Genomic DNA, 25688 nt, shown 5'->3' on the forward strand with positions numbered 1-25688 from the left:
GGTTCACAGATGGCTGTAGCAACACCGCCGACCGGACAGTCGGCCTCGCGTGGACGGATCGACAAGCGGCAGGCGATCCTGGACGCGGCATTCGTCGTCTTCGCTCGCCGCGGGTACGCGCAGGCGGGCGTGCAGGAGATCGCCGAGGTCGCCGGTGTCGCGAAACCGACCATCTACAACCACCTCAACGACAAGGAAACGCTGTTCCGGCACACGCTGGCCGCCGTGAGCGACGCGGTGCTCGCCGAGAATCTCGCGGTGATCGAGCGGTTGCGCAATCCCGGTGCGGATCTGCGCGCCACCCTCGAAGACGTGGCGTACCGGCTGATCCGGTCCTGCTGTTCCGAGCAGTCCCGATCGCTGCGCTGGCTCACCTACGGTCAGGTCGCGCAATTCCCCGATCTGATGGATGTCGTGGTGAGCCGGACCTCTGATCAGCTCGGCGACGCGCTCGCGGATCGGCTGGCGCGCTTGTCACTGTCGGGCCTGCTGCGCGCGAGCGATCCCGCGATCGCCGCCGAGCAGTTCCTCGTCCTGATCACCGGCCCGATGGAGGGCCGCACCCGGCTGGGCACCCGCAAGGTCGCCACCGCCGAGATGCACGCGGTCGCCACCGCCGCCGTCGACACCTTCCTGCGCGCCTACGCGACACCGGAGAACTCGTGAGCCACCGTCCTTTTCGCTTCGCCCTCGTCACCGTTTCCCCCGCCGACCCGAACTCGTGGACATCGACCGCACGATGGGCCGAAGACGCTGGGATCTCCGCGTTGCTGCTGCCCGATCTCCCCGCACCGGTGCCCGCGCCACTGACAGCGTTGAGCTACGCCGCCGCGGCGACAAACACGCTCCAGGTCGGAACGTGGGTGCTGGCCAACGACTTCCGTAATCCGTTCGTCCTCGCGCGGGAGGCCGCGACTCTGGACCTGGTGTCCGGCGGCCGCTTCCAGCTCGGCCTCGGCGCCGGTCAGACCGCCATCGGCTACGGCGAACTCGGGATCGCCGCCGAGTCCGACCGGGTTCGGTTCGAGCGCCTCGCCGAGTCGGCCGGCATCCTCAACGCGCTGTTTCGCGGTGAGCGGGTCGAGGCCACCGGCGCCCACTACGCGAACACCGCAACGACACTGGTTCCCGCGCCGCCGCGCAAGGTGCCGCTGCTACTCGCCGCGGGTGGGCGGCGCGCCACCGAACTCGCCGCGGCCGAAGCCGACACCGTCGCGTTCAGCACGTTCTCCCGCGACCAGCTCACCCGCCAGGTCGCCTGGCTCGACAGTGCCGCGGGCCCACGGGTTTCCGGTATCGAACGGGCGCTGCGCTTCAGCACCCCGACGAGCACCATCGGTCCGCCGATGCCCGACGGCGCCCCGACACTGCTCACCGGATCGCCCACGCAGGCAGCCGATCAGCTGCGCCGGCTCCGCGACGAGTTCGGCATCTCCTACATCGTTCTCGACGACGACGCGGCACACGAACTCGCGCCTGTGGTGAGTCTGCTCTCAGGTACCTGAGCTGCCGTCGACCAGATCGGCGCCGGGAATGGCGGCCAGCAGCGCACGGGTGTACTCGTGGGCCGGCTCGTCGAAAAGCTGTGCGGTGGTGCCGATCTCGACGATGCGGCCCTGCCGCATGACCGCGACCCGATGGGCGATCTGGCGCACCACCGCCAGATCGTGGGAGATGAACAGGTAGGCCACGCCGGTCTCGGCTTGCAGCTCGGCGAACAGGTCGAGGATCTGCGCCTGCACCGAAACGTCCAGCGCCGAGACCGGCTCGTCACAGACCACCAGCTCCGGAGACAGCGCCAGCGCCCTGGCGATCGCGACCCGCTGACGCTGTCCACCGGAGAGCTCCGCGGGCCTGCGCCCCAGCGTCGACACGGGAAGGGCGACCCGGTCGAGCAGTTCGCGCGCCCGCACCGCACGCGACGCGCGGTCACCGATGCCGAAAACCCGCAGTGGCTCGCTGATCACGTCCTGGATCGAGAACCGCGGATCCAGCGACTCGTAGGGATTCTGGTAGATCACCTGGGCGCGACGCCGCAGTGCCCGCAATCGCGCGCCCTTGACGGCCGTGACATCGTCGTCGTCGAACACGATGCGCCCGGAGGTCGGTGGAGCCAGGCGCAGAATCATTCTGGCCGTGGTGGACTTGCCCGACCCGGACTCCCCCACCAGTGCCAGCGTCTCCCCGCGGTGCAGCGAGAAGCTCACGCCGTCGACGGCGCGCACGGTCTTGGTCGCGCGGCCGTTCGCGCGCGGCAGCGGGAACTCTTTGACCAGGTTGTCGACCGCGAGCAACGGCTCGGTGCCCGACCGGTGCGGCCGGGCACGCACACCGGCACGTCCGGGCACGCTGCGCAACAACTGCTGGGTGTACGGATCGTGCGGGTCGTCGAGTATCTCGCGGACCGGCCCGCTCTCCACGATCCGGCCGCGCGACATCACCGCGATCCGCTGGGCACGGTCGGCGGCGACTCCGAGGTCATGGGTGACGAGAAGTACCGCGGTGCCGAGGGTGTGGGTCAGGCTCGTGATGTGGTCGAGGATGCGTCGCTGCACGGTGACATCCAGCGCGCTGGTCGGCTCGTCGGCGATGATCAGCGCCGGGTTCGCGGCGATGGCGATCGCGATGAGTGCCCGCTGGCGCATGCCGCCGGAGAGTTCGTGCGGATACTGGTCGGCCCGGGTTTTCGGGTCGGGCATCCCGGCCCGCTCGAGCAGATCCACCACTGCTTCCGGTGCCGATCGCCGGGTCGCCAGGCCGTGGATGAGCAGGACCTCGGCGACCTGGGTGCCGATGCGCTGCACCGGATTCAGCGAGACACCGGGGTCTTGCGGGATCAGGCCGATCTGCGCTCCGCGAATCGCGCGCAGCTCCCGCTCGCCCGCCCTCGTCAGGTCCCGGCCGGCGAACCGGATCCGGCCCGCGTCGATATGGCCCGCGGCGGGCAGCAACCCGGTGATGGCGTGCGCGGTCGAGCTCTTGCCCGAGCCGGATTCGCCGACCAATGCGACGATCTCGCCCGGCGCGATGTCCAGATCGACCGCGCCCACCGCCCGCACCCGCCCGGTGCTGGTGCGGTAAGAGATCGACAGGCCACGCACTTCCAGCAGATTTCCGGTCATCGCCGATTCGCCCACTCTCCATCGAGTGCCCGTGCGATCCGGTTGGTCGCGAGCACGACGAACGCCACCATGAGGCCCGACATCGTCGAGATCCACCACGCGTTGGCGAGATAGTTGCGCCCGCTCGAGATGAGCGAGCCCCACTCCGGCGCCGGGGGCACCGCGCCGTAGCCGAGGAAGCTCAGCGACGACACCGCCAGCACGGCCGTGCCGAGGTCCAGGGTGGCCAGCACGACCACGGGGCCGATCGCGTTCGGCAGGACGTGCCGACCCAGCACCGTGTACCAGCGCGCCCCCGACGACCACGCGGCCTCGACGAACACCGCCTGCCGTAACCGCAGCACCTCGGCGCGCATCACCCGGGCGAAACCTGCCACGCTGGCGACACCCACCGCGATCGCGACCTTCACGGTGCCGTAGCCGAGCGCGGTCACCAGGGCCAAGGACAGGAACAGCGACGGAATCGACAGCAGCACATCGGCGAAGCGCATCAGCACGTCGTCGACCCAGCGGCCGACGAACCCGGCGATCAGGCCCATCGCGCCACCGACGACGAACGCGACAGCCACCGCGATCACCGTGGCCTGTAGCGAGAGCGCGGTGCCGTGCACGACGCGGGTGAACAGGTCGCGACCGAGTTCGTCGGTGCCGAACCAGTGTTGCCCGCTGGGTGGCGCGAAGATCTCCGACGGCACGCCGAACAGCGGATCCCGGGAGGTGAACAGCGTCGGCCACAACGCCGCCAGGACGACCAGCACGAGCGCTACCACCGAGAGGACCAGGCCGGGTCGGTACAGCAGGAACCCGGGCAGCCGGCGCCAGTCGAAACCGGTGCGGTGCTCGTCGTCGAATTCGTCGATGACGGTTCGGGTGACGGCCGCCTCGGTCAGCACGATGTCGGTCACGCGTAGCTCCTCGGGCGCGCGACCACGATCCGTGGGTCGAGCACCGGGTAGATCAGGTCGACGATGAGGTTCACCACGACGAAGACGAACGCGCCGAACACCACAACGCCCTGCACGAGCGGAATGTCCTGCACGCTCACCGCGCCCGCCATGACGCGTCCGAGTCCGTTGCGCGAGAACACCGTCTCGATCACCACCGCGCTGGCCACCAGCTGCCCGACGAGCAGTCCGACGATGGTGAGCGCGGGCAGCGACGCACTGCGCAGCGCGTGCCGGAGATGGACCCGGATCCGGCTGGCGCCCTTGGCCCGCGCGGTGTGCACGAACGGCGCGTCGAGAGTGGACAGCAGACTCTTCGCCAGCACTTGCGCGATCAGCGCGCCGGTCGGGATGGCCAGTGTCACCGCGGGCAGCACCAACCCGGCCAGCCCGGCGTTGCCGAACGCGGGGAACAGCCGGATCCGAAACGACAGCAGCTGCACCAGCATCAATCCCGCCCAGAAGGAGGGGATCGAGATCGCCAACGGTGGCAGCGACAGCAGCACCTGCCGCAGCCAGCGCCGCGAGGTGTAGGTGGCCGCCACGGCGAGCCCGCCGCCGAACAGCACGGCGAGCACCAGCGCCGCCGCGGTGAGCTGCAGGGTCGGCGGCAGCGCCGCGGCGATCGTGCCGGTCACCGACCGACCCGTGGCGACCGAATCGCCGAAGTCACCGACCAGCGCCCGGCCCAGATAATCCAGGTACTGCACCACGATCGGTTTGTCGAAGCCGTACTGCGCCCGCAGTGCGGCGAGCTCGGCCGGGTCCACCGGCGAGGAGGTCAATCCGCCGCCCGCCATCGCCGACACCGGGTCGCCCGGCAGGAATTCCAGCACGAAGAACGACACCGTGTACGCCGCCCACAACACTCCGACCGCCTGAGCGAGGCGGCGTAACACGTACCGTCCCACGCCGGTTCAGCTCCGCCAGGTGTCGTGCAACCGGGTCCGGCTCGACGACTCGAAGGTCAGGCCGTGCACGGTCGGCGCCGCCGCGAGCACCGTCTCGAGTTCGACCACCGGGATCACATACGCGTTGCGCACCACCAGCTGCTGGGCCTGCTCCACGAGCGGCTGACGCTTGGCCGGATCGGCCTCGGCCGCCTGGGCGGTGAGCAGTCCGTCGAGCTCGGTCGGCGGCAACCGGTAGGCGTTGACCTGCTGGGTCGAGTACAGCGTGCGCAGGCAGTCGGGGTCGGCCCGGCTCAGGTCGCCGCCCCACAGTCCGTCGAAGTCGCCGGAGCCGATCAGCTGCGGGAACTGAGTGACCTGCAGCTCCTGGAGCTGCAACTCCACCCCGACCACCTTGAGCTGCTGCTGGACCAGTTCCAGCGCCGCCCGGGTGTTCTGGGAGTTGTTGAACCACACCACGGTCAAGCTCAGCCGGGCGCCGTCCTTGCGCCGGATGCCGTCACCGCCCGCCTGCCAACCGGCCGCGTCCAGCAGCGACTTGGACCGGGCGACGTCCAGAGCCAGATCCGCCGACAGATCGGTGTAGCCGGGGGTCGTGTGCGAGAGAATGCCTGTGGCGGGCACAGTTCCGCTGGCGAAAACCGCCTCCACGATCTGGCGCCGGTTCACCGCGGCCTGAATCGCCTTGCGCACCTGAACGTCGCGCAGGATCGGCCGAGAGTTGTTGAGGCCGAGGTTGAACACCGCGCCCGGGTGCGATCGGGTGAGCAGGGAGATGCCCGACGCCTTCAACCCGGCTTCGTCGGCTCGGCCGAGGCCGGTGGCGACATCGAGCTGCCCGGACTGCACACTGCCCGCGCGCACCCCGGATTCGGGGATGACCGTGAACTCGATGGAGTCGAGGTAGGCCTCGCCCTGCTTGGTCCACAACGGCGAGCCCCACCCGTAGCCGACCCGCTTGGTGATCGTGATCGACTGGTTGGGAACGTATTTCGACAGGGCGAAGGGGCCGGAGCCGATCACGCCGTCGCTGCACCGCTGCTGGGGCGTCTTGGCCGTGTCGGCCGTCGCGATCAGGCCGAGCGCGGCGGTCGAGGTCGCTTGCAGAAACTGCGCGTTGGGTTGTTCGAAGGTGATCTTGGCGGTGTGCTCGTCGATCACCTCGGTGCCCACGTACCCGGTGATGTAGCCCTTGGGCAGGATGGCGAGTGCGCCCAGCTTCGGGATCGTGTCGAAGTTCGCCTTCACCACGTGCGCGTTCAGCGGGGTGCCGTCACTGAAGGTGACGTCGGACCGCAGCCGGAACGTGAACGACTTGGCGTCGGGACTCACCTCCCAGCTCTGCGCCAACCATGGCACCGTCCGGCCGGTGGCGGGATCCTGGTCGGTCAGCGAATCGACCGTCTCGCGCAGCGAATACAGGGTGTCGCTGCTGCCGACCTGCTGTGGATCGACGCAGCCCGCGTCGGAGGCGACCGAGAACCTCAGCGTGCCACCGGATCTCGGTGGGCCGGCATCGCCGCCCTGCTCGCCACCGGTGCCACAGGCACCGGTGAACAGGGTGACCACCGCCGCCGACACCACGGCACAGCGAATCGACTTCGAACGCACAACACTGCTCACGCCAGAATTCCTCTGTCTACTGCCCGGATTCACGTGGGACTCACGGCGGGCGACAGGACGAAACATTTCACATCTCGAAATACCCGGTCAACGATTCGGATCACCTCGCTCGGAATACATCGTCGCACCGAATAGTGCGGTACGCCATCGGGCGGTGTCCGGCACCGTGCTAGCTTCGCACCGTGTCGATAATCGAACGACGCGCCGCGCGATGTGTTGTCGTCCGGCAGAGAAAGGACCGACGTGACCGCTGTACATGACAATCTGCTCGCCACGATCGAAGCGGAGCGGGCGATCTTCCGAACGTTCTACAAATTCTTCCGGATCGCCGACACCCAGGAGAGCGAGCGGTTCAGCGAGTGCTTCACCCCCGACGCGTTGATCGAGTACCGGATCATGCCCGGCCCGCCGGTGCTGTTCCACGGCCGTGACGAGTTCACCGATCACATGAGCCGGGTACCCAAGTCGCAACGCTCCCTGGTCGCCCATGTCATCGGGCAGGCCACCATCGAGTGGAACGGCGACAAACCCCTGCTCACCGCGTATGCGACCGTGTGGCACTGGTTCTCCAGCACTGCCGCCACCGACGTGGGCCGACCGGCCGACTGGGTCGTCATCGGGCTGGTCCAGGACGAGTTCGAGCAGTACGAGGGTGAATGGCTCATCTCGCACCGGGATGTGCGGCATGTCGCGGGCCGGGTCGCCGCGGGCCACGGCCCGGGCTGAATATCACCGTTACCCACCGCCGGAGATCGGGCCGGACTCGGCGACGAGTCCGGCCCGATCTCGCGTACACAGGACTTCACCCGCAATGGTTCGACGAATTGTTCGGAGACATCGGTGACAATATGTTCCGGTGACTTGGGAAACAATTCAGCCTGTCGATTTCCGACGCCATGATCGAAATGTCACCGATGTCCCCACAACACGTGCGCGACCGTCCAGGCGATATTCGGACCCTGCGGGCGTGACAGTCGAAACCTACGGTCGAACCGCAGGGTTTCCCACGCGATCTTGTGACCTCTGAATATCGCGTGCAAAGGTGATTCCAGCCCGGCCGGAGAAACACGGTGGCCGCGGTTTTCCCGGAGTCCGCTCCGGTACGTGTACGGAACGAGAGGTGTCACAGCGATGTCAGAAGTCCTGGACCTGGTCGGGCAGGTCGAGCAGCTCACCGAACGACTCGAGACGCTCGAGGCCGTCCGCGCGCTGAACACCTTGCGCCACGACCTACCCCGCTACATCAACGAGGGCAGATGGGACCAGGTCGGCGAACTGTTCAGCGCCGACGCCTATCTCGACTACCGCCATCTGGGCCAAGCCGACGGTCGAGCCGCCATCCAGGCGTACTTCGCCGGGCTGCCACAGCTCATCGAAGACAACAGCCCGGCGGGTCAGGTGCTGGTCAAGCAGTTCCTGCACGGCCACGACGTGGAGATCCTCGGCGATCGAGCCACCGGAGTGTCGTTCTTCGAGGAGAAGGTCGTCTTCGACACCGAAAGCTCGTTCGTGGCAGGCAAGTTCACCGACGAGTACGTCCGTGAGGGCGGCCGGTGGCGGTTCGCCCGGATCGCCCTCGACCTGTACTGGGTCATCCCGTACTCGCGCGGCTGGCAGCAGTAGCCGACGTTCGACAACAGAGAGGCTTGTCATGCTCCAGAAGAACACGACCAAGCGCATCGGGTACTGGCTGCTGCACCTGCACCAGCAGTTCGACGTCGCCACCGGCGCACTGCTGCACGAGCAGAAGCTCACCCGCCGGGACTGGCAGATTCTGCACGCCCTGCAGATCGGTGTGGGCAGCGTCGCCGAACTCGACGCGGCGTTCGCGCCGTTCCTGGTTGCAGACGGCGCGCGGACCTACGAACCGATCGTCGACGACTTCGTCGGCCGCGGCTGGGTCGAGATCTCCGGCGCGACGCTGCGACTCACCGCCGCGGGCGAGACGGCGCACGAGCGCGCCGAAGCTCTGGTGAACGCCCACGCCGACGAATCGCTGCGTGGCATCACCGAGGAGGAATTCCTCGCCGCGAACGCGGTCCTGGCCAAGATCGCCGACAACATCGCCACCGAATGAGCTCGCGAGGAGCGTCATGACTTCCCTGTACGACCGACCGTTCCGCTTCGGTCTCTGCCTGTTCACCCCGTCCACCAGGGCCGAATGGATCGCCAAGGTACGCAAGGCCGAGGAACTGGGCTACGACGTCATCTCGGTGTCGGACCACCTCGGCATGCCCGCGCCGATTCCGACCCTGTTGCTGGCCGCCGAGGCGACCGAGCGGATCCGCATCGGCACGCTGGTGTTCAACACGGCCTTCTACCATCCAACGGTGCTGGCCCGCGACCTCGCCACGGTCGACCGGTACTCCGGCGGCCGGGTGGAACTCGGGCTCGGCGCAGGCTACGACCGCGCGCAGTTCGATGCGGCCGGAATCCCGTTTCCCACTGCGGGCGAACGGGTTTCCCAGCTCGAGCGCACGGTCGCCGAGTTCCGCAAGCCGAAGTCCGCGCTCGACCAGTACGCCCGGTTCGAACAGCCCGGCGGCCCGCCGATCCTGATCGCCGGTCGCGGCGCACGGGTCCTGCGGCTCGCGGCTGCCCACGCCGACATCATCGCGTTCACCGGCACCACCGAGGTGCGCGACGGCGACGGGCTGAAGCTGGGTGGAATCACCGAGGTCACCGACCGGATCGACTACGTACGCGGACTGCTCGGCGACCGGATCGACCAGGTGGAGTTCAACATTCCCATCCACAAAGTGCTGCCCAAGGGCGCGACCGACGGCGTGACCGACGTCTGGCAGAACCGCCTCGACCTCACCCCCGACGAGCTCGCCGAACTACCGTCGCTGCTGTTCGGCACCCCCGAGGAGAACGCCGACACCCTGCGCGAACGGCGCAAAACCCTCGGCCTGACCTACTACACCGTGCTCGAACCCGAGATGGAGGCTTTCGCCCCGATCATCCAGGCGCTCCGATAACAGGGCAGCACACCGTCTTTCGCACGCGGAGGAGACCGACATGACCGAACGATCCACGGCGGACACCGGCACCGGGTACGGCCGCAAGGCCCCGTCCTACGACGCCCGGCTGACCGAGGTCGGCCCCGGCACCCCGATGGGTGAGGCGCTGCGACGGTACTGGCATCCGATCGCCACCTCGGCCACCCTCACCGCCGAGGCACCGCATCGCACCCGCGTCCTCGGCGAGGACCTGGTCGTCTTCCGGGACGGAAGCGGCCGCGCTGGTGTGGTTTTCGAGCGGTGCGCACACCGCGGCGCGAGTCTGTTCTTCGGCCGGATCGAGGACGACGGGCTGCGCTGTGGCTATCACGGCTGGAAGTACGACGTGCAGGGGCGATGCTTGGAGCAGGCCTGTGAACCCGATCGTGGCAAGCGCCGCGATGCCGCGCGTCAGCCGTGGTACCCGGTCGAGGAACGCTACGGGCTGGTGTTCGTCTACATGGGCCCGCCCGACCGCAAGCCCGTGCTGCCGCGCTACGACGTGCTCGAGGACCTCGCCGAGGGCGAGCAGTACTTCGCCGAATGGCCGTTCCCCGGGTTGTCGGTGACCGGCGCCGAGCAGGACTTCCACTGGCTGCTGATCTACGAGAACACGATCGACCCGGTGCACATCAATTGGCTGCACTCCCAGCACAGCGGCTACCAGTTCCTCGGCACCGGCACCACCGGCTTCCCCGAGGACTTCTTCGATCCCTACACCCTGCCCGGCCGGGTCAGCTACGACCGCACCGATTTCGGGGCGAAGTACGGTGTCCGGTTCCTGGACAAGGAACGCGACGGGGTCCGGACCGAGCGGGTCTGGGGCGCCGAGTTGCACCTGCCCAATGCGACGGTGCTGCCGGACTGGGTCGAACTGACCCCGGATACCAAGGCCGACATGGTGATCTGGGCGGTCCCGATCGACGACACCCGTCACCGGGCGTTCTTCTCCATCCGGGCGAGCGATCCCGCACGGCTGCAACGGTTCCTGTTCGGCATCACCCAGGACGGTAAGAACGCGTGGGAGCTGACCGACCAGGAACGTCAGCGCTTCCCCGGTGACGGCGAAGTGATGACCTCGCAGGGTCCGGTCGCGCTGCATTCCGAGGAAACTCTGGCGACCACGGACCGCGGCGTGGTGCTGCTGCGCCGGTTGCTGCGGACGATGATCGACGACGTGGAAGCCGGCCGCGATCCGCAGGGGGTGAACCTGGTCGGGGAACCGGTGCGCCGCACCCAAGCCGGCCTCTTCACTCTCGCCGAGGCCACGGCGGACGAGAGCGCGGCGGCGGTACCGGTAGCCGGCGTCTGACCGGGGCACGCCATGACCTGGATCGACGCGCAAGTCCGCGCCCGCACCCTGGCGACCTCTGACATCGTGTTGCTCGACCTCGCCGCGGTCGACGGTGCCGAATTCCCGTCCTACACCGCCGGATCCCATATCGACGTCCAGCTCGGTCCCGGGATGGTCCGCCAGTACTCGCTGTGCGGAACGCCCGGGCCGGGACGGTATCGGCTGGCCGTGCTGAACGTGGCGAACTCGCGCGGCGGATCCCAGGCGATGCACGCGCTCGCGGTGGGCGATCGGGTGCGGATCTCCGCCCCGCGCAACCACTTTCCGCTGGTCACGACGCACCGTCATGTGCTGATCGCGGGCGGGATCGGGATCACGCCCTTGCTCGCCATGCTGACCGAGCTCGAGCGGGCGGGCGCCGAGTACGTGCTGCACTACAGTGCCCGGAGCCGCTTCCACGCCGCCTTCCTGGACGAGCTGTCGGCGAACCCCCGCGTCAGCTTCCACTTCGACGACCAGCACATCGGGCTCGATGTGGCCCGCGATCTGGGCGAGCCGCAGGCGGAAACGGCGGTCTACGTCTGCGGACCGGACGGGTTCATGGACTACGTCCTGAGCAAGGCCGAGGCGCTCGGCTGGCCGCGCCGAGCCCTGCACACCGAACGATTCGGCACCGACCGCACCGCACCGACCGGGCCGGAACCGACCGGATTCGTCGTCCGTGTGGCCTCCACCGGCACCGAATACGGTGTCACCGAGGACCAGACCGTGCTCGATGTCCTCCTGGATAACGGTGTCGACGCGCCCTTCTCGTGCCAGCAGGGCATCTGCGGGGAATGTGTCGTGCGGGTACTCGCCGGCGAACCCGACCATCGCGACGACGTCCTCACCGACGCCGAACGCGCCGACGGCATGTTCACCACGTGCTCGTCACGAGCGCACTCCCCCGTCCTCGAGGTAGACCTCTGAGGACAGTCCGCCGCGCGGCACGAAGCTCGAAAATGAGTGGCGGCAAACGGTTCCCGAGGGCAAGGTCACCTGCGTGGTGAGCAGCGATGTGTGGGATGCCGCGCAGGCCGAACGATACGACCGCGATTCGGCCTTCATGTACACGCCCGAAGTGCTCGATCCGACGGTGCGGTTCCTGTCCGACGCGGCAGACGGCGGTGCCGCGCTGGAATTCGCCATCGGCACCGGCCGCGTCGCTCTTGCGCTGATCGAGCAGGGCATCGAAGTGAGTGGAATAGAGCTGTCCGCGCCCATGGTCGACCAGCTGCACCGCAAGCGCCCCGGGGTGCCGGTGGTCGTCGGCGACATGGCCTCGAGCCGGGTGCCGGGCGAATTCTCCCTGGTGTACCTGGTGTGGAACAGCCTCGGGAATCTGCGAACCCAAGCCGAACAGGTCGAGTGCTTCCGCAATGCCGCACGGCATCTCGCACCCGGCGGCAGGTTCGTCGTCGAGCTGTGGGTTCCCGGCATCCGCCGGTTTCCGCCCGGCCAAGCGGCGGTGCCGTTCCATGTGGGCAGCCACCACACCGGATTCGACACCTACGACCTGAGCACCCAGCAGGGCACCTCGCATCACTACCGGCACCGACCCGATGGCACGGTGACCTACGGCGTCAGCCACTTTCGCTACGTCTGGCCCGCGGAGTGCGATCTGATGGCCCAGTTGGCCGGGTTGTCACTGGAGCGGCGCAGCGCGGACTGGCTCGGAACTCCGTTCACCAACGACAGCGAGAACCACGTGTCGGTCTGGCGTAAGCCGCCGGACCGACACATCGGCTAGGCGACGTCACCGGTCCACATGCCGACGTCGACCGCCAGCCGTGCGCACCCTCGACGGGCAGGACCGCCACGCCGCCGCTGCCGCACTACCCGGTGACGCTCGCCCCAGCGGGTTCACGACATAGTCTGGACTGATGGCACGACTGCGGGGAAGTAGGACCGAGCTGGTTCTGGGTCCGTTGCTGCGTCACGTCGGCGAATCCGACGCCACCGTCTGGGTCGAGACGTCGGCACCGTGCACTGTCGAGGTCCTCGGCCACCACGAACCCACCTGGACCGTCGCCGGACACCACTACGCTCTCGTCCTGATTGCGGGACTGGCGGCCGGTTCCGTCACGCGGTACGAGGTCAGTCTCGATGGGGAGCGCGTCTGGCCGCTGCCCGACGCCACGTCCCCGTCCGTCATTCGCACGCTCAGAGGCGACGCCGACCTGACCCTCGCCTTCGGCTCGTGCCGATTCGCCACACCGACGGCGACCCAGGACAACGACCACTTCGACGCCGACGCTCTCGACTCCTATGCGCGGCGAGCCATGGAAGGCCCACCCGAAGATCTGCCCGACGCATTGTTATTACTCGGCGACCAGGTTTACGCCGATGAGCTGTCCCCGGAGATCCTCCATCACATCGACGAATTGCACGACCTCGACCAACCGCCGGGCGCCCAGATCCGCAACTTCGAGGAGTACACGTGGCTCTATTCCGAGTCATGGTCCGACCCGCAGGTGCGCTGGCTGCTGTCCACGGTTCCGTCGTCGATGATCTTCGACGACCACGACGTCATCGACGACTGGAACACCTCGAAATCGTGGCGTGACGAGATCGAGGCCACCGATTGGTGGGAGGAACGCATCGTGGGCGCGTTGTCGTCGTACTGGATCTACCAGCACCTGGGCAACCTCTCGCCCGCAGCCCTGGCCGACGACGAGCTCTACCAGCGGATCCGATCCGAGGGCGGCGACAGCGCGGAGTTGCTCCGCGATTTCGCATCCGCAGCGGACGAAGAAGCCGACGGCGCCAAGGGAGCGCAATGGTCGTATCGCCGCGATCTCGGCACCACCCGGCTGCTCGTCATCGACTCACGGTGCGGACGCATACTCGGCGGCGGCACGCGGTCGATGGTCTCCGAGCCCGAGTTCTCGTGGATCGAACGACAGACCGAGGGCGACTACAACCACCTGCTGGTGGGGAGCTCGCTCCCGTGGCTGCTGCCGCGCGCCCTCCACGACCTGGAGTCGTGGAATGAGCGCATGACCTCAGGGGTGCGGGGCCGACGGGTGGCCGGATGGTCCGAAAGATTGCGGCGCTCAGCGGATCTGGAACATTGGGCCGCCTTCCGAGATTCATTCGACCGGCTCGCCCGGCTCATCGCCCGCGTCGGGCGCGGACAGTGCAGCGGCCCGGGAGGACAGGCGCCCGCCACGATCTGCGTGCTGTCCGGCGACGTTCACCACGCCTATGCCGCGCAAGCGCAGTTCCCCGGCGCCGTGAGGTCCCGGGTCTACCAGCTGACCTGTTCGCCGATGCACAACTACGTTCCGACCGCCATGAAGGTGGTTTTCCGGGTCTCGTGGAGTCGGGCCGCCGAACGGGTGACGCGTTTCCTCCTGGACCGGGTGTCCACCGTTCCCCCGGTGCCAGTCGAGTGGAGTCGGGTCACCGGCCCCTTCTTCGGCAACCAGATAGCGACGCTGCATCTGCGCGGTCGGACCAGCCGCCTCGTGCTGGAGCAGGTGAGCACCGACGGCGGCCGTCCACATTTGACGACGGTCGCGGACGTGGTGCTGTCGACCGAGACGGCCGGCTCGCCCCAATGCGGCATACGCCAAGATCCGTGAAGGACCAGCTCGCGGCGAGCCGGCCCTCATCGTGCGGTGACTGGCTTCCGACACTCAGCACGCGCTGCGGCGACGTCGTGGTCATCAGGCACCCTCCGGAAGAGGGAGGTCGGTAACTTCTCCAACAATCGACAGGTCGTGGAGGGGATGTTGTTCCGGTTGCGGACGGGGATGCCGTGGCGGGACCGGCCCGAGAGGGCGGATTGGCATGGCGAGCGAAGTACGGTCACACACCCGTCCCCATCACGTGGAGCGAGTTCGCACAGTGGGTAGCCGATAGATCGGGCTAACAACCCTGGCCGTTCCCCAACAACCACCGCCCGTCGATATGGCTGTTGATCAGGGGCCGGATCCGGTGATGGCTGTCCAAACCTTCGGGCGGCGTAGGCCAGTGCGAGTGCCGCAGCGGTGGTCGGCGTATGGCTTCTTATCCGGTCCGGTTGGCAAATGGCCGTTTGCCATACATCGCGACGAAGTCGGCGATCATGATCTTCTCCGTGGCGCGCGCGTCGTCGGTGGTCTGCCAGCCCACCAGCAGCTCAGCGCTGTCGGCCAGTTGCCAGATCATCCGCCCGCCCCAGTGGCCGACCGGCTGACCGGCACCATGTCGGCGGTATTCGTCGAGTCGTTTGCGCAGCCCGCGTTTTTCTGACTGGCCGGCTGCGGCCTTGCCGATGTAGAGCACCGGCTCGCCCGGCACCCACGCCGAGTGGAGCTCGGCCACCGGCAACGTGGGGTCTTTGCCCTTGAACCACCCGGCAGGGCTGGACGGCAGAAAGATCGGAGTGGTCTCCGTGCGCCGGACCACCACGTACACACCAGGTTCAGCGGGCACGTCCGTGTCGGGCAAACGGGAGAAGGGCACGAATCCGCCGAACCCATCAAGTGCGAAGTTCATGCTGGCGATGATGGTCTACGACAGGAGAGAAGTAGTGGATCCCCGGCGCGCGCAGGAGGGTACGTTGCGTCGTAGGCCTCTGGCTCCTGCTTGACCCGGTCGACGTTCGCAGCGATCCGCATACGCTCGGTCGCGGCACCGAGGAGTTCGGTGACCTCATAGCTGAGCCTCACCAGGCGGTCATAACGCTCGCTGCGGGGCACCCGCGCACTCATCCGAGCTACTCGAAGCACCATACCGGCGAGATTGGCGGCTTTCGTCTATCACGGTTCGGGCGTCCACTCCGGATGAGCGGTATCGCCTACGTAGGCGCAAATCAGCGCCTGACCCGCCGCCGACTCCGCGACGGAGCTCCCGAGCCTACACATGGTGCCTGGCTGTTTAACGCCAGCGAACGGCAAGGAGGGGGTCCACTTTGCCGTCGACCCGTCCGTGTATACGCATTTCAGTTGGCCACCACCTGACCCGATCACCCATCTGTCGAGACTTGGATCGCAGTCCCTCCCAGCCGCAGGCGTCGGCGGGCGCGGTGCCGGACTTGGCACCGGCGCGGCAATGGTCGTCGATTCGGCGTCAGCGGGCGGGGAAGTCGGGTTTGCGCTGCGGGTCGGCAGCAGATCCGGGAAAGTGATCGTCGCGTTCGCCGGGGACAGCTTGACATGGGACTGCGCGGCTGTTTCCGGCGTGGCGTCCTCGGCCCACACAATTGGTGTGAACCGCACCGCGGCCTGGTCGGGCTGTGCTGAAACGACAACCCAGCCAGCAGTCTTGCGACCTGGCGCGGCACTGGCCGCTGCTGGGTAGTCACGGCAACCAGCCGTCAAGCTGGCGTTTCCCGCACTGTGAGAAGCACCCACCTTGTCAATGGTGGTGATCTCGGCGTAGACCGGCTCGATCGATAAACTCAGCACCCCAGGATTGTCGACCTCATAGCGCACCGCGAGACCTTCTTGACCAGGCTCGCCGCCCCCTTCCAGACACGACGCCGGCAGCACGACAATCTCGTAGATGATCAAGGTTGCGACAGCCCGCCCATCGTTGGCTCGCGAGAAGTGATACATCACTCCTAGCCCCAGGGTCGAGGGCTTGCGAGCCTGCGTCGTGGTTGGCGTGAAGGCTTGGACATCGCCCGCATCGCCGAATCGGAGCAGGCCAACGACGGCGGTGATCGCGGCGACGCCTAGCACGATTGCAAGGATCAGTCCACGTCGAGACCGGTTCCGCCCCTTGATATCCCCTACATTCACGTGCGCGATCCTTGCTCCCCTTGGTCTGAATCCGCAGCCTAACAGCCAGCTGCAATATGTCAGCTGGGGTGTTCGGATCCGACAGGGGTCCGATCGCGGCCGCAGGAAACATGATCGGGGTGACTGTCTCTGCGAATACCTCACAGCCTCTGCCGTTCTCGTCGACCGCGGTGATCGCGCTGCGCGAGCTCGCGACGGTGGCCACGAGCGGGGTAGCGATCATCTGAGGGTTCCCCGCTGCTACGGCGGCTCCTCCCGCTCGCCGCAAAGCCGACGCAGCCACCCACACGCCGAACACACCCATCTCGGTCTCGTCGGCGGCTGGCATGACTCGCACCTGACACGAACTGGCCGCCACGACGCGCACCTGCTCGCCCAAGAACTTCGACACCGCCACAACGCATCCCGGGCACTGCGAATCACAACCTCTGACCTCGCCCGATGCACCGAAACCGCGCAGATCCTCGGCGAGGCTCTCACCGTCGCGGTCTCCGCCGATCAGCGCCTGCGAGAAATCAGCTTCGGCAAAGCCGAAGGACGACCGAACGAATGGCTCGCGCAGCGGCAAGACCCCGCGCCCGACCACGACCGACTCGACCACCGCGGCCCCATTCCCGGCGCTGAAACCCGCCGCGAGGTCGCCATCCGAGTCGGGGCCTGCATCCAGGAGCTGATGACCGACATCGATCACGATCATGTTGTGGTCACTCACGGATACGCGCTCACGTTCGTCATCACGACCTGGATGCAGATCCCGGTCGACGCGGCCGGATTCGCGTCCTTCGCAACGACACCAGGAGCGATCACCCACCTACGCATCGACGACCACTGGCGCAACCGGACCCTCGTGAGCCTCGCCGACACCGCTCACCTGACCAAGGATCGTGCCGATGCCCGCTCACAACCAAACCCGTCTCGATGACCAGCGTCTTACCGTGCTGCCAGTGCGGGGCTGCGTCCGCTACCCACGGAGAACCTCGAAAGCCTCTCCTCCCGCACGCGTCATCCACCAACGCCGTCTGCAAGGTCGGTTGGTGTGCGCAGTGGTCGAATCGCCCTGGTGTAAGCCGCCGGATCAAAACAGCTAACCATGCACTTCGGGTGTGGATATCGCGGTCGAGCTGACGCCGGGGACGATGCGGCGGGAAAAACCGGTCAGCACCTGGCCCGGGCCCAGTTCGACCAGTTCGTCGTATCCGTCGGCGGCGGCGCGCTGGACGGTCTCGACCCAGCGGACCGGGGCCAGCAGTTGGCCGCGCAGCAGGGCACGGATCTCGGTGGGGTCGGTGACATAGTCGGCTGTGACCGCGCTGAGCACCGGAACGACCGGTGGGCGGAGGGTGTATCGGTCGAGTTCGGCGCCGAATTCGGCGGCGATGTCGGCCATCAGAGGCGAATGGAAGGCTCCGGCGACCTTGAGCCGCACCACTTTCGCCGCGCCGGCGGTCCGGGCGAGGTCCTCGAGGTCGGCTACGGCTGCGGCGGCGCCGGAGACCACGGTCTGGGTCGGCTGGTTGTAGTTGGCCACGCCGACGACGCCCGAGGTGACGCGGGCGCACAGGGCATCGACCTGTTCGGCTGGCAGGCCGATGACGGCGCTCATCGCACCGTCGTAGCGGCGTGAGACCTCGGCCATGAGCTCGCCGCGGCGGCGGACCAGGCTCAGGATGGTGTCCTCGTCGAACACTCCGGCGACGGCCAGCGCGGTGAACTCCCCCAGGCTGTGCCCGGCGACCGCCGCGGGCGGCAGTCCCCGCTGTGCGCGGACCGCGGTGAGGGCCAGGCTGGTGGCGACGATGGCGGGCTGGGCCACATCGGTGGCTCGCAGCTGTTCGGCGGTGCCGTCGACGCACAGCTGGGTCAGCGGGAGGCCGAGGATGTCGTCGGCGCGCCGGAAGACCTCCTCGGCCACCGGGTAGTCGGTGATCCACGCGGCCATGCCGGGGCGCTGGGAGCCCTGGCCGGGGAACAGCGCCAGGGTCCTGGGGCCGGTCGCCAGCTGGTCGGGCTGTTCTCGGATGAAGACGTCGACGGTCATGAGCGGGACCTCCTTGGGGTGAGTGTGGCTGTCATGGAACGGCTTTCGCCGGTGTGGATGCATCGGACGCGCGCAGTTCACTGCTCGCGGCGAGGACCGCCAGAAGCCCGGCGAGCGCGATCACCGCCGCCGCGGGACGGTAGGCATCGAAGACCGTCGCCGCCCCGACGGTGATCGGCAGCACCGATGCCGCGCCGAACTGGACACCGGTTTGATACAGCGGCACCGCGATCGGGCGGAGTTCGGCGGGCACGGTGGCGGTCGACTGCATGTTCAGCGCGGCGAACGACAGGACGAACCCGGCTTCGATCAGCAGCAGTACCGGCAGCGCGTCGGTCGCGTAGTCGTGGATCTCCGGTCGGGCGAACAGCAGCAGGTGCCCGGCCAGCGTCGCCACCGCGCCGGCGAGGATCAGACGCGCGGTGCCGTGCCGCTCCACGAATCGTCCCGCGAACGGAACCGACAGTGCCAGTGGCAGACTCGCGGGCAGCAGACCGACGGCGATCTGCCACGGCGCCCACCCGAGCGACCGGTGCAGTTGCGCCGCGATCACCACCAGCAGTGCGAGGTAGCCGCCGTTGAGTGCCCCCGCGCCGAGGGCGGACCGGGCCAGCGAACCATTGCGCAACAACGGTTTCGACAGCCGTGGCGGTGTCGCCACTGGCGGGTCGGGGATCACCCGCCACGCGGCGACGAGCAGGGCGAGCGCGATCGGAGCGGGGAACACGAACAGCAGGTGCCAGTTCAGCGCGGTGAGCCAGCCCGACAGCAGTAGGCCGGTGGTGAATCCGGCCGCGCCGAAGACCGCGTACACCGAGATCGCGCGGCGCTGCTGGGGACCGGCCGGGAACTCAGCGGCGATCACCGCCAGCCCGGCGGGTGCGGTCAGCGCGGCGGCGGCACCCTTCACCACGCGGGTCGCGACGAGCAGTGCCAGATCGTCGGTGAGCCCGCCGATCACCGAGGCGACAGCGAACAGCGCCATGGCGACGAGATAGACGCGCCTGCGCCCGAATCGGGCGGCCAGCGTGGGCCCGGCGAGGAGCAGCGCGGCGAACCCCGCCGCGAAACCGCTGAGCAGCCACTGGGTTTGCCCGATCGACCGGTTCAGTTCGGTGGTCAGCACGCCGAGCGCCGGCACCAGGATGGAGCCCTCGATGGCGTCGAGGATCATGTTGCCCGACAGCACCAGCAGCAGGACCCAGCGGCGCCGATCCCAGGTCGGCGCCGCTGGTCGCGCGTCAGCCATGGCCGTTGCGCGCCGAAATCGGGCCGCCGGTGCTCACCTGGAACTGCTTGTCCAGCAATGGCGGCAGCTGTTCACTCACCAGCTCGATGTGGCGGGTGACCAGGTCGTCGGGCATTCCGGCGATGCTGGCCCAGAAGATCAGATGCCGCACCGGCAGACCGGCCACCCGTTCGTGGATCCGCGCGGCGGCCTGTTCGGGGGTGAGGATCTCGAGCAGCCCGAAGGATCCGTCCTCGGGACGTTGGCGCAGCTGATCGAGTTCGAGGAGCGGTGGCGGCGGCGCGTCGGTGCCCTGTACCGACAGTTGCCGGTAGGAGTTCATCTGGTGCGCGAGGTGCGGTGCCACCCGAGCCCACGCGGCCTCGGGATCGTCGGCGAGCAGGATCGGCAGCAGATCGGAGACCCGCGCGGACTCGGGATCGTGTCCGCCCTCGATGAGTCCCTCGCGGTACAGCGGGAACAGCTGGCGCGAGATGTGCAGGAACCCGATGCCGAGCCGCCCGGCGAGGCGGGCGCCGCGCGGACCGTAGAACCCACCCCACAGCGGCACGGGATCCTGGATCGGCCCCGGAGTGATCCCACCGGTGGCCCACAGTCGCTGGATCTCGGCGATGTTGTCGCCCGTGCGGGCGAACCGGCGGCTGAAATCGGTGTCGAAGAGCTGGTATTCGGGCAGTCGGTAGCCGGCGCCGAGTCCGAGTTCGAGGCGGCCGCCGCTGATCAGGTCGACCAGTGCGGCCTCCTCGGCGAGCTGGGCCGGTTTGCGCAGCGCGGGCAGGACGACGGCGGTGCCGATGCGCACTCGCTTGGTGCGCGCCGCCGCCGCGGCGGCGAAGGTGAGCGGCTGCGGAAGATAGCCGTCCTCGAACAGATGGTGCTCGGTGAACCAGACTCCGCCGGCACCGCGCAGGTCGGCCTCCTCACAGAACTCGAGGGTGCGGGCGTAGTGGTCGGCCCACGGCCGCTGCCACTGTGCGGGATTGCGCAGGTCGAAGAGCAGTCCGACGTCCATGGTGGCTCCGTTCGTCAGCGGGTGGACCTGGTCCACGCGCGGGGGTCGGTGAAGGCGGGTCGGCGTTCCAGACGGCGCCAGCGGGCGACGGGCCTGGTGAGAGTAGGCGGCACGGCGGCGGCCCGACGCCGGGCGAGCAGCAGCACGAGCAGCGCGCCGAGTTCGTCCGGGTCGGCGCTGCCCTTCTCGACGCGCAGGAAGGGCGCCGGGTCCTCGGCGCTCATTGCGGTGGGTTCCCGTGCTTGCGTCGGGGCAGATCGGTGTCCTTGCCCGCGAGCATGGCGAAGGCCCGGATCAGCACGCCACGGGTGTCGCGCGGGTCGATCACATCGTCGATGAGTCCGCGCTCGGCCGCGTAGTAGGGGTGCACGAGTTCCTCGCGGTACTCGGCGATCTTGCGGTTCCTGGTGGCCACGGGATCCTCGGAGGCGGCGATCTCGCGCCGGAACACCACATCGGCCGCGGCCTCGGCCCCCATGACGGCGATCTCGTTGGTCGGCCAGGCGAGCGCGAGATCGGTGCCGATCGACAGCGAGTCCATCACGATGTAGGCGCCGCCGTAGGACTTGCGCAGTACCAACGAGATTCGGGGCACCGTCGCGTTGCAATAGGCGTAGAGCAGTTTCGCGCCGCGGCGGATGATGCCCGCGTGTTCCTGGCCGACGCCGGGCAGGAACCCTGGCACATCGACCAGGGTCAGCAACGGAATATTGAACGCGTCGCAGAACTGGACGAACCGCGCGCCCTTCTCGCTGGCGTCGATGTCGAGTACCCCGGCCAGGCTCATCGGCTGGCTGGCCACCACGCCGACCACGTGGCCGTCGAGCCGGGCCAGCGCGCACACCAGGTTCGCCGCCCAGGTTGCCTGGACTTCGAAATAGTCGCCGTCGTCGACGATTTCGGCCAGTACCTCGCGAATGTCGTAGGGGCGGTTGCCGTCCAGGGGCACCAGCTCGGTCAGCGCGGTGGTCTGCCGGTCGGCGGGATCGGCGGTGAAGGCCACCGGCGGCAGCTCCCGGTTGTTGGCGGGCAGCATCGACAGCAGCGCGCGGACATCGGACAGGCAGGACTGCTCGTCGTCGTAGACGAAATGCGCCACTCCCGAGACCGACGCGTGGATGTCGGCGCCGCCGAGTTCGTCGTGGGTCACCTGCTCGCCGGTCACGGTGCGCACCACATCGGGGCCGGTGATGAACATCTGCGCGATGTCGCGCACCACGAAGACGAAGTCGGTGAGCGCCGGCGAGTACGCCGCGCCGCCGGCGCACGGCCCGAGCATGACGCTGATCTGCGGGATGACGCCCGAAGCTCTGGTGTTGCGGCGGAAGATCCCGCCGTAGCCCGCCAGCGCCGTCACACCCTCCTGGATGCGGGCGCCCGCACCGTCGTTGAGCGAGACCAGCGGCGCGCCCGCGGTGACGGCCATGTCCATGATCTTGTGGATCTTCTGGGCGTGCGCCTCGCCGAGTGCGCCGCCGAAGATCCGGAAGTCGCTGGCGTAGACGAAAACCGTCCGCGCGTCGACGGTTCCCCACCCGGTGATCACACCGTCGGTGTGGGGTCGGCGCGCTTCCAGCCCGAAGCCGGTGGCCCGGTGTCTGCGCAGCGGCTCGACCTCGACGAACGAACCGGGGTCGAGCAACAGGTCGATGCGTTCACGGGCGGTGAGTTTGCCCTTGGCGTGCTGGCGTTCGGTGGCCGCCGGGTCGGGGCCCAGACGCGCGGCGCGTTTGAGCGCGTCGAGTTCGTCGAGCCGGTGGGTGTACCCGGTGGGTTCTTGCACTGTCGTCATCGGATCTCCTGGTATCTCTCGGCCGCGGCCGTGCTGTCAGCCGAGTAGCGTTCCGCCGGTGGCGTCGATGAACGCGCCGGTGATCCAGCGGGCTTCGTCGGTGGCGAGGAAGGTGACGACATCGGCGACGTCGACCGCCTCGCCGACCCGCTTGAACGCCGAGAACTGCGCCATCTGTTCGACCGCCTCCGGGATGTCGAACACAGCGCTGCCGTTGTTGGTGATGCCGGGCGCGACGCTGTTGACGGTGATCCCGCGCGGTGCCAGGTGCCGGGCGAAGTGCAGCGTGATCTGTTCCACCGCCCCCTTGGTCATCGAGTACGCCACCTGGTCCGGGCTGGCGAATCGGGTGAGGCCGGAGGAGATGTTGACGATGCGCCCGCCCTCGGGCAGCAGGCCGAGGGCGCGCTGCACGATGAAGAACGGCGCGCGGACATTGACCGCGAAGAGCCGGTCGAAATCCTCGGGCGTCACGTCCTCGGGGGCGACGCCTGCCGGGGTGGTGACACCGGCGTTGTTGACCAGGATGTCGAGCGTGGTCTCCCCGGTCCGTTCCTTGAGTCCCTGTTCGAGACCGAGGAACAACTCGTGCACGCCGCCTGTCGTGCCGAGCTCGGCACGCACGGGAAACGCACGGCCACCGTCGTTCTCGATGACCTCGACGGTCTCGCGGGCGGCGGCCTCGTTGTCCGCGTAGTGCACGGCCACGAGCGCGCCCTTGGCGGCGAGTTGACGGGCGGTCGCGCGGCCGATGCCACGGCTGGATCCGGTGACCAGGGCGGTCTTGTTCGTCAGGCTCATCGGTGTCTCCTTGGAATCGGGTGGTGCGGGCGCCGGGTCGCCGGGACCGGGCAGGCCGCTGATCATGCGGGCGAGATGGGATCGGACATCGCCGAGCCGCAGGAGCTCGGCGAACAGCTGCCTGGCGGGTTCGACCTCCGGTCCGCCCAGCAGCAGCAAGGTCTGGGCCCGGATATTGGTCAGGGTGCGCGCGCCGACGGTGTGGCGGGTGCGGTGATAGCCGTCGAGTTCGGCCTCGCCTGCGGTGCCGGTGATCGCGGCGATCAACCGGCCCGACAGGTCGGCCGCGTCCTGCAGGCCAAGATTGAGGGCTTGGCCGCCCACCGGCATCTGCCGATGGGCCGCGTCGCCGGCGAGCAGGACCCGGCCGCGCCGGTACCGGGTGACCTGCAGGCTGGTGTCGTCGAACGCGTTGCGCCACAACGGTGTTCCGTGTCCGATCGACTCGCCGGTCACCCGTTCCCAGGCGTCGGCAATCTCGGCGAACTCCGGTTCCCCACCCCCGGCACGAGGTGCGGCGCCGTAGACGTGCACCATCACCCTGGTGCTGCCGTCGGGCCAGCGCGAGGACACCGCGAGCCCGTGCGGGAGTCGTTCGAAACGGCGGGCCGGGATATCAATTCCGGCCACGTCGGCTCGCAGCATCTCCCGCCCGGCCTCGAGACCCGCCAGCTCGAATCCGGCCAGCTCACGCACGGTGCCGCGTTCCCCATCGCAACCGACGAGGTAGGCGCCCCGGTGGGTATGCCGTTCGCCGTCCGGGGTGACGGTGTCGATCAGCACAGCGCCCGCCTGCGCGGTCAGGGTGGTGACTCGGTGCCCACGCCGGAGCACCGCGCCCGCCTCGAGTGCTCGTTCCTGCAACACCGCTTCCAGCCGGACCTGCGGGCACTTCCACTGACCCGAGAACCGGTGGGCCGGATCGGCTTCGGTCAGATCCAGGCGCAGTCCGCCGAAGTGTCCCGGTCCGCCGTCGGGCAGCGGGCCGAGCCGATCGAGCACACCCCGCTCGGCGAGCACGTCCATGGTGCGGGCGTGCAGGGTGGAGGCCCGCGATTCGGTGGTGGGAGCGCTGCGCTGTTCCACCACCGTCACGCGGACGCCCGCGCCGGCCAGATCGCCCGCGAGCAGCAGCCCGACCGGCCCCGCGCCGACGATCAGGACATCGGTGTCATCGACGGGCTTCGGCATAGTTCTTGGCGTGGTTCAGCGTGGCCCGGCTGTTGCCCCCGAGCGCCTCACGGAGAAAGGTCCGCGCCTCGGGCACCCCGGCAGCGGAGCCGAGGATCTCGGCGATCCGCGACGCTTCGATGATCACCGTGTGCTGCGAGGACGCGGTGGTCGTGCCGTCGGGGTTGGTCCGGAACTCCCAGAAGCCGGTGTGCAGGGCCATCAGGGCGGGCAGGGTGGTCTGCTTGTAGGCGATCCGGTGCTGCGGGAAGCAGACGCGGACCGATTCGGTGGTGTGGCTCGATCCGTCCTTGGTCAGGGTGTCCATGCGCAGCACCTGCACGCCGGGGGTGTTCTCGGTCAGCTGCACCGAGGCCACGTGCGGCAGCCGCTCGGTCCACCGGTTCGCCTCGTTGACGAAGTCGTAGACATCGCTTGCCGCACCGGCGATCTCGACCGAGTCGACGAACGACAGGGTCAGGTCGGCGGTGCGCACCGCCGACTCCACCGAGGCCTTGAGACCGGGCAGTTCCGCACGGCTGTTGTCGTCGACCGCCTTCTCGATCCACGCCAGCCCCTCGGGATCGTCGTCGATGGCCCGATAGGAGTGCAGCAACCGCAATTCGGTGCCCTCCTCGCGCGGTTCGATGATCCAGGTGCCGCTCATCTGGGCCACCGGGGGCGCGGACACCTCCTGCCAGAAGGTGATCCGCAGCTGCTCGGGATCGAGCACGCGGCGCGAGATCCAGGTCTTGGGTTCACCGTTGGCGGTGGCCCAGATCTGGATGCGTTCCTCGTTGCCGTCGTGTTCGAGCCGCGTCACATACACCGAGGGCGGGAACAGCCGGGGCCAGTTCTCCACCTCGGCCAAGAGGCGGTACACCTCGGTCGGCGGGGCCGCCACGGTGATCGTGTGCTCGACCTCGCGGGTGGTCTGCGTCGTCATGGAAGTCTCCTGG

General features: G+C 68.3%; 24 protein-coding genes and 1 pseudogene. 12 read left to right on the forward strand and 13 right to left on the reverse strand.

From position 1 onward, the window contains the following. Positions 1-9 precede the first annotated feature (9 nt). Positions 10-666 (forward strand): TetR/AcrR family transcriptional regulator, encoded by a 657-nt coding sequence (locus ACFWFP_RS08755; protein ID WP_379294119.1) that lies wholly within the window; start codon positions 10-12, stop codon positions 664-666. Then, positions 663-1505 (forward strand): LLM class flavin-dependent oxidoreductase, encoded by an 843-nt coding sequence (locus ACFWFP_RS08760; RefSeq protein WP_379294120.1) that lies wholly within the window; start codon positions 663-665, stop codon positions 1503-1505. Before ACFWFP_RS08755 ends, ACFWFP_RS08760 begins: the two co-directional genes overlap by 4 nt. Here the strand turns inward: ACFWFP_RS08760 and ACFWFP_RS08765 are convergent. From ACFWFP_RS08765 to ACFWFP_RS08780, 4 genes are all read right to left on the reverse strand, one after another. After that, positions 1494-3122: a dipeptide ABC transporter ATP-binding protein gene (locus ACFWFP_RS08765; RefSeq protein ID WP_379294121.1), complete on the reverse strand. Its 1629-nt coding sequence runs from the start codon at positions 3120-3122 to the stop codon at positions 1494-1496. The two genes, ACFWFP_RS08760 and ACFWFP_RS08765, sit on opposite strands and share 12 nt — an antisense overlap. Further along, positions 3119-3934: an ABC transporter permease gene (locus ACFWFP_RS08770; RefSeq protein ID WP_379295109.1), complete on the reverse strand. Its 816-nt coding sequence runs from the start codon at positions 3932-3934 to the stop codon at positions 3119-3121. The genes ACFWFP_RS08765 and ACFWFP_RS08770 overlap by 4 nt, the downstream gene beginning before the upstream one ends. 89 nt (positions 3935-4023) lie before the next feature. Beyond that, positions 4024-4977 (reverse strand): ABC transporter permease, encoded by a 954-nt coding sequence (locus tag ACFWFP_RS08775; protein WP_379294122.1) that lies wholly within the window; start codon positions 4975-4977, stop codon positions 4024-4026. 6 nt (positions 4978-4983) lie between these two features. Continuing rightward, positions 4984-6600 (reverse strand): ABC transporter substrate-binding protein, encoded by a 1617-nt coding sequence (locus tag ACFWFP_RS08780; RefSeq protein ID WP_379294123.1) that lies wholly within the window; start codon positions 6598-6600, stop codon positions 4984-4986. Positions 6601-6843: 243 nt separating this feature from the next. Between ACFWFP_RS08780 and ACFWFP_RS08785 the strand changes: the two genes are divergently transcribed. The 9 genes and pseudogenes from ACFWFP_RS08785 to ACFWFP_RS08825 all read left to right on the forward strand — a co-directional run. After that, positions 6844-7326, forward strand: coding sequence for a nuclear transport factor 2 family protein (locus ACFWFP_RS08785; protein WP_301907190.1), 483 nt, complete (start codon positions 6844-6846; stop codon positions 7324-7326). Between the two features lie 405 nt (positions 7327-7731). Next, positions 7732-8223, forward strand: coding sequence for a nuclear transport factor 2 family protein (locus tag ACFWFP_RS08790; protein WP_379294124.1), 492 nt, complete (start codon positions 7732-7734; stop codon positions 8221-8223). A 28-nt stretch (positions 8224-8251) separates the two neighbouring features. Then, the gene (locus tag ACFWFP_RS08795; protein WP_379294125.1) at positions 8252-8677 is read left to right on the forward strand and encodes a MarR family winged helix-turn-helix transcriptional regulator; all 426 of its coding nucleotides are present in this window, start codon (positions 8252-8254) and stop codon (positions 8675-8677) included. 16 nt (positions 8678-8693) lie between these two features. After that, positions 8694-9581, forward strand: coding sequence for a TIGR03621 family F420-dependent LLM class oxidoreductase (locus ACFWFP_RS08800; protein WP_379294126.1), 888 nt, complete (start codon positions 8694-8696; stop codon positions 9579-9581). Between the two features lie 40 nt (positions 9582-9621). Then, positions 9622-10914: a Rieske 2Fe-2S domain-containing protein gene (locus ACFWFP_RS08805; protein WP_379294127.1), complete on the forward strand. Its 1293-nt coding sequence runs from the start codon at positions 9622-9624 to the stop codon at positions 10912-10914. Between the two features lie 12 nt (positions 10915-10926). Beyond that, a complete protein-coding gene (locus tag ACFWFP_RS08810; RefSeq protein WP_379294128.1) occupies positions 10927-11865 on the forward strand; it encodes a PDR/VanB family oxidoreductase in 939 nt (312 codons plus the stop codon). Positions 11866-11938: 73 nt separating this feature from the next. Then, positions 11939-12685, forward strand: coding sequence for a class I SAM-dependent DNA methyltransferase (locus ACFWFP_RS08815; RefSeq protein ID WP_379294129.1), 747 nt, complete (start codon positions 11939-11941; stop codon positions 12683-12685). 133 nt (positions 12686-12818) lie between these two features. Further along, on the forward strand, positions 12819-14522 hold the full coding sequence (locus ACFWFP_RS08820) for an alkaline phosphatase D family protein (protein WP_379294130.1): 1704 nt from the start codon (positions 12819-12821) through the stop codon (positions 14520-14522). Positions 14523-14648: 126 nt separating this feature from the next. Continuing rightward, a pseudogene (locus tag ACFWFP_RS08825) lies at positions 14649-14750 on the forward strand (IS5/IS1182 family transposase); the annotation flags it as partial. Positions 14751-14949: 199 nt separating this feature from the next. On the opposite strand, the gene ACFWFP_RS08830 reads toward ACFWFP_RS08825, so the two are convergent. Further along, positions 14950-15420 carry a hypothetical protein gene (locus ACFWFP_RS08830; protein WP_379294131.1) on the reverse strand — a complete coding sequence of 157 codons (471 nt, stop codon included), beginning with the start codon at positions 15418-15420 and terminating at the stop codon, positions 14950-14952. Positions 15421-15683: 263 nt separating this feature from the next. Then, positions 15684-16607, reverse strand: a complete 924-nt coding sequence (locus ACFWFP_RS08835; RefSeq protein ID WP_379294132.1) for a hypothetical protein — start codon at positions 16605-16607, stop codon at positions 15684-15686. Between ACFWFP_RS08835 and ACFWFP_RS08840 the strand changes: the two genes are divergently transcribed. After that, positions 16585-17589: a histidine phosphatase family protein gene (locus tag ACFWFP_RS08840; RefSeq protein WP_379294133.1), complete on the forward strand. Its 1005-nt coding sequence runs from the start codon at positions 16585-16587 to the stop codon at positions 17587-17589. The two genes, ACFWFP_RS08835 and ACFWFP_RS08840, sit on opposite strands and share 23 nt — an antisense overlap. A 162-nt stretch (positions 17590-17751) precedes the next feature. On the opposite strand, the gene fabD is transcribed toward ACFWFP_RS08840, so the two are convergent. Genes fabD through ACFWFP_RS08875 form a run of 7 tightly spaced genes read right to left on the reverse strand, consistent with a single transcriptional unit; the run spans position 17752 to position 25675 of the window. Beyond that, positions 17752-18705 (reverse strand): ACP S-malonyltransferase, encoded by a 954-nt coding sequence (gene fabD, locus ACFWFP_RS08845; protein WP_379294134.1) that lies wholly within the window; start codon positions 18703-18705, stop codon positions 17752-17754. Between the two features lie 31 nt (positions 18706-18736). Next, the gene (locus tag ACFWFP_RS08850) at positions 18737-19954 is read right to left on the reverse strand and encodes an MFS transporter (protein WP_379294136.1); all 1218 of its coding nucleotides are present in this window, start codon (positions 19952-19954) and stop codon (positions 18737-18739) included. After that, positions 19947-20966 (reverse strand): LLM class flavin-dependent oxidoreductase, encoded by a 1020-nt coding sequence (locus ACFWFP_RS08855; protein ID WP_379294137.1) that lies wholly within the window; start codon positions 20964-20966, stop codon positions 19947-19949. The genes ACFWFP_RS08850 and ACFWFP_RS08855 overlap by 8 nt, the downstream gene beginning before the upstream one ends. A 14-nt stretch (positions 20967-20980) precedes the next feature. Continuing rightward, complete coding sequence (locus tag ACFWFP_RS08860; RefSeq protein ID WP_379294138.1) at positions 20981-21190, reverse strand: acyl-CoA carboxylase epsilon subunit; 210 nt, start codon at positions 21188-21190, stop codon at positions 20981-20983. Continuing rightward, positions 21187-22758: an acyl-CoA carboxylase subunit beta gene (locus ACFWFP_RS08865; protein ID WP_379294139.1), complete on the reverse strand. Its 1572-nt coding sequence runs from the start codon at positions 22756-22758 to the stop codon at positions 21187-21189. Before ACFWFP_RS08865 ends, ACFWFP_RS08860 begins: the two co-directional genes overlap by 4 nt. Before the next feature lie 36 nt (positions 22759-22794). Next, positions 22795-24750 (reverse strand): SDR family oxidoreductase, encoded by a 1956-nt coding sequence (locus ACFWFP_RS08870; protein WP_379294140.1) that lies wholly within the window; start codon positions 24748-24750, stop codon positions 22795-22797. After that, entirely contained in the window at positions 24731-25675 is a 945-nt protein-coding gene (locus ACFWFP_RS08875) for an aromatase/cyclase (RefSeq protein ID WP_379294142.1), read from the reverse strand. Before ACFWFP_RS08875 ends, ACFWFP_RS08870 begins: the two co-directional genes overlap by 20 nt. Positions 25676-25688 lie beyond the last annotated feature (13 nt).

This window comes from Nocardia sp. NPDC060249, from assembly GCF_042728755.1.
Classification (GTDB): Bacteria; Actinomycetota; Actinomycetes; order Mycobacteriales; family Mycobacteriaceae; genus Nocardia.

Coding starts and splice junctions, on each gene's coding strand:
- ACFWFP_RS08805 (WP_379294127.1), top strand. CDS start 9,622: ATGACCGAACGATCCACGGCGGACACCGGCACCGGGTACGGCCGCAAG.
- ACFWFP_RS08865 (WP_379294139.1), bottom strand. CDS start 22,758: ATGACGACAGTGCAAGAACCCACCGGGTACACCCACCGGCTCGACGAA.
- ACFWFP_RS08800 (WP_379294126.1), top strand. CDS start 8,694: ATGACTTCCCTGTACGACCGACCGTTCCGCTTCGGTCTCTGCCTGTTC.
- ACFWFP_RS08875 (WP_379294142.1), bottom strand. CDS start 25,675: ATGACGACGCAGACCACCCGCGAGGTCGAGCACACGATCACCGTGGCG.
- fabD (WP_379294134.1), bottom strand. CDS start 18,705: ATGACCGTCGACGTCTTCATCCGAGAACAGCCCGACCAGCTGGCGACC.
- ACFWFP_RS08790 (WP_379294124.1), top strand. CDS start 7,732: ATGTCAGAAGTCCTGGACCTGGTCGGGCAGGTCGAGCAGCTCACCGAA.
- ACFWFP_RS08820 (WP_379294130.1), top strand. CDS start 12,819: ATGGCACGACTGCGGGGAAGTAGGACCGAGCTGGTTCTGGGTCCGTTG.
- ACFWFP_RS08755 (WP_379294119.1), top strand. CDS start 10: ATGGCTGTAGCAACACCGCCGACCGGACAGTCGGCCTCGCGTGGACGG.
- ACFWFP_RS08860 (WP_379294138.1), bottom strand. CDS start 21,190: ATGAGCGCCGAGGACCCGGCGCCCTTCCTGCGCGTCGAGAAGGGCAGC.
- ACFWFP_RS08870 (WP_379294140.1), bottom strand. CDS start 24,750: ATGCCGAAGCCCGTCGATGACACCGATGTCCTGATCGTCGGCGCGGGG.
- ACFWFP_RS08830 (WP_379294131.1), bottom strand. CDS start 15,420: ATGAACTTCGCACTTGATGGGTTCGGCGGATTCGTGCCCTTCTCCCGT.
- ACFWFP_RS08855 (WP_379294137.1), bottom strand. CDS start 20,966: ATGGACGTCGGACTGCTCTTCGACCTGCGCAATCCCGCACAGTGGCAG.
- ACFWFP_RS08850 (WP_379294136.1), bottom strand. CDS start 19,954: ATGGCTGACGCGCGACCAGCGGCGCCGACCTGGGATCGGCGCCGCTGG.
- ACFWFP_RS08765 (WP_379294121.1), bottom strand. CDS start 3,122: ATGACCGGAAATCTGCTGGAAGTGCGTGGCCTGTCGATCTCTTACCGC.
- ACFWFP_RS08810 (WP_379294128.1), top strand. CDS start 10,927: ATGACCTGGATCGACGCGCAAGTCCGCGCCCGCACCCTGGCGACCTCT.
- ACFWFP_RS08795 (WP_379294125.1), top strand. CDS start 8,252: ATGCTCCAGAAGAACACGACCAAGCGCATCGGGTACTGGCTGCTGCAC.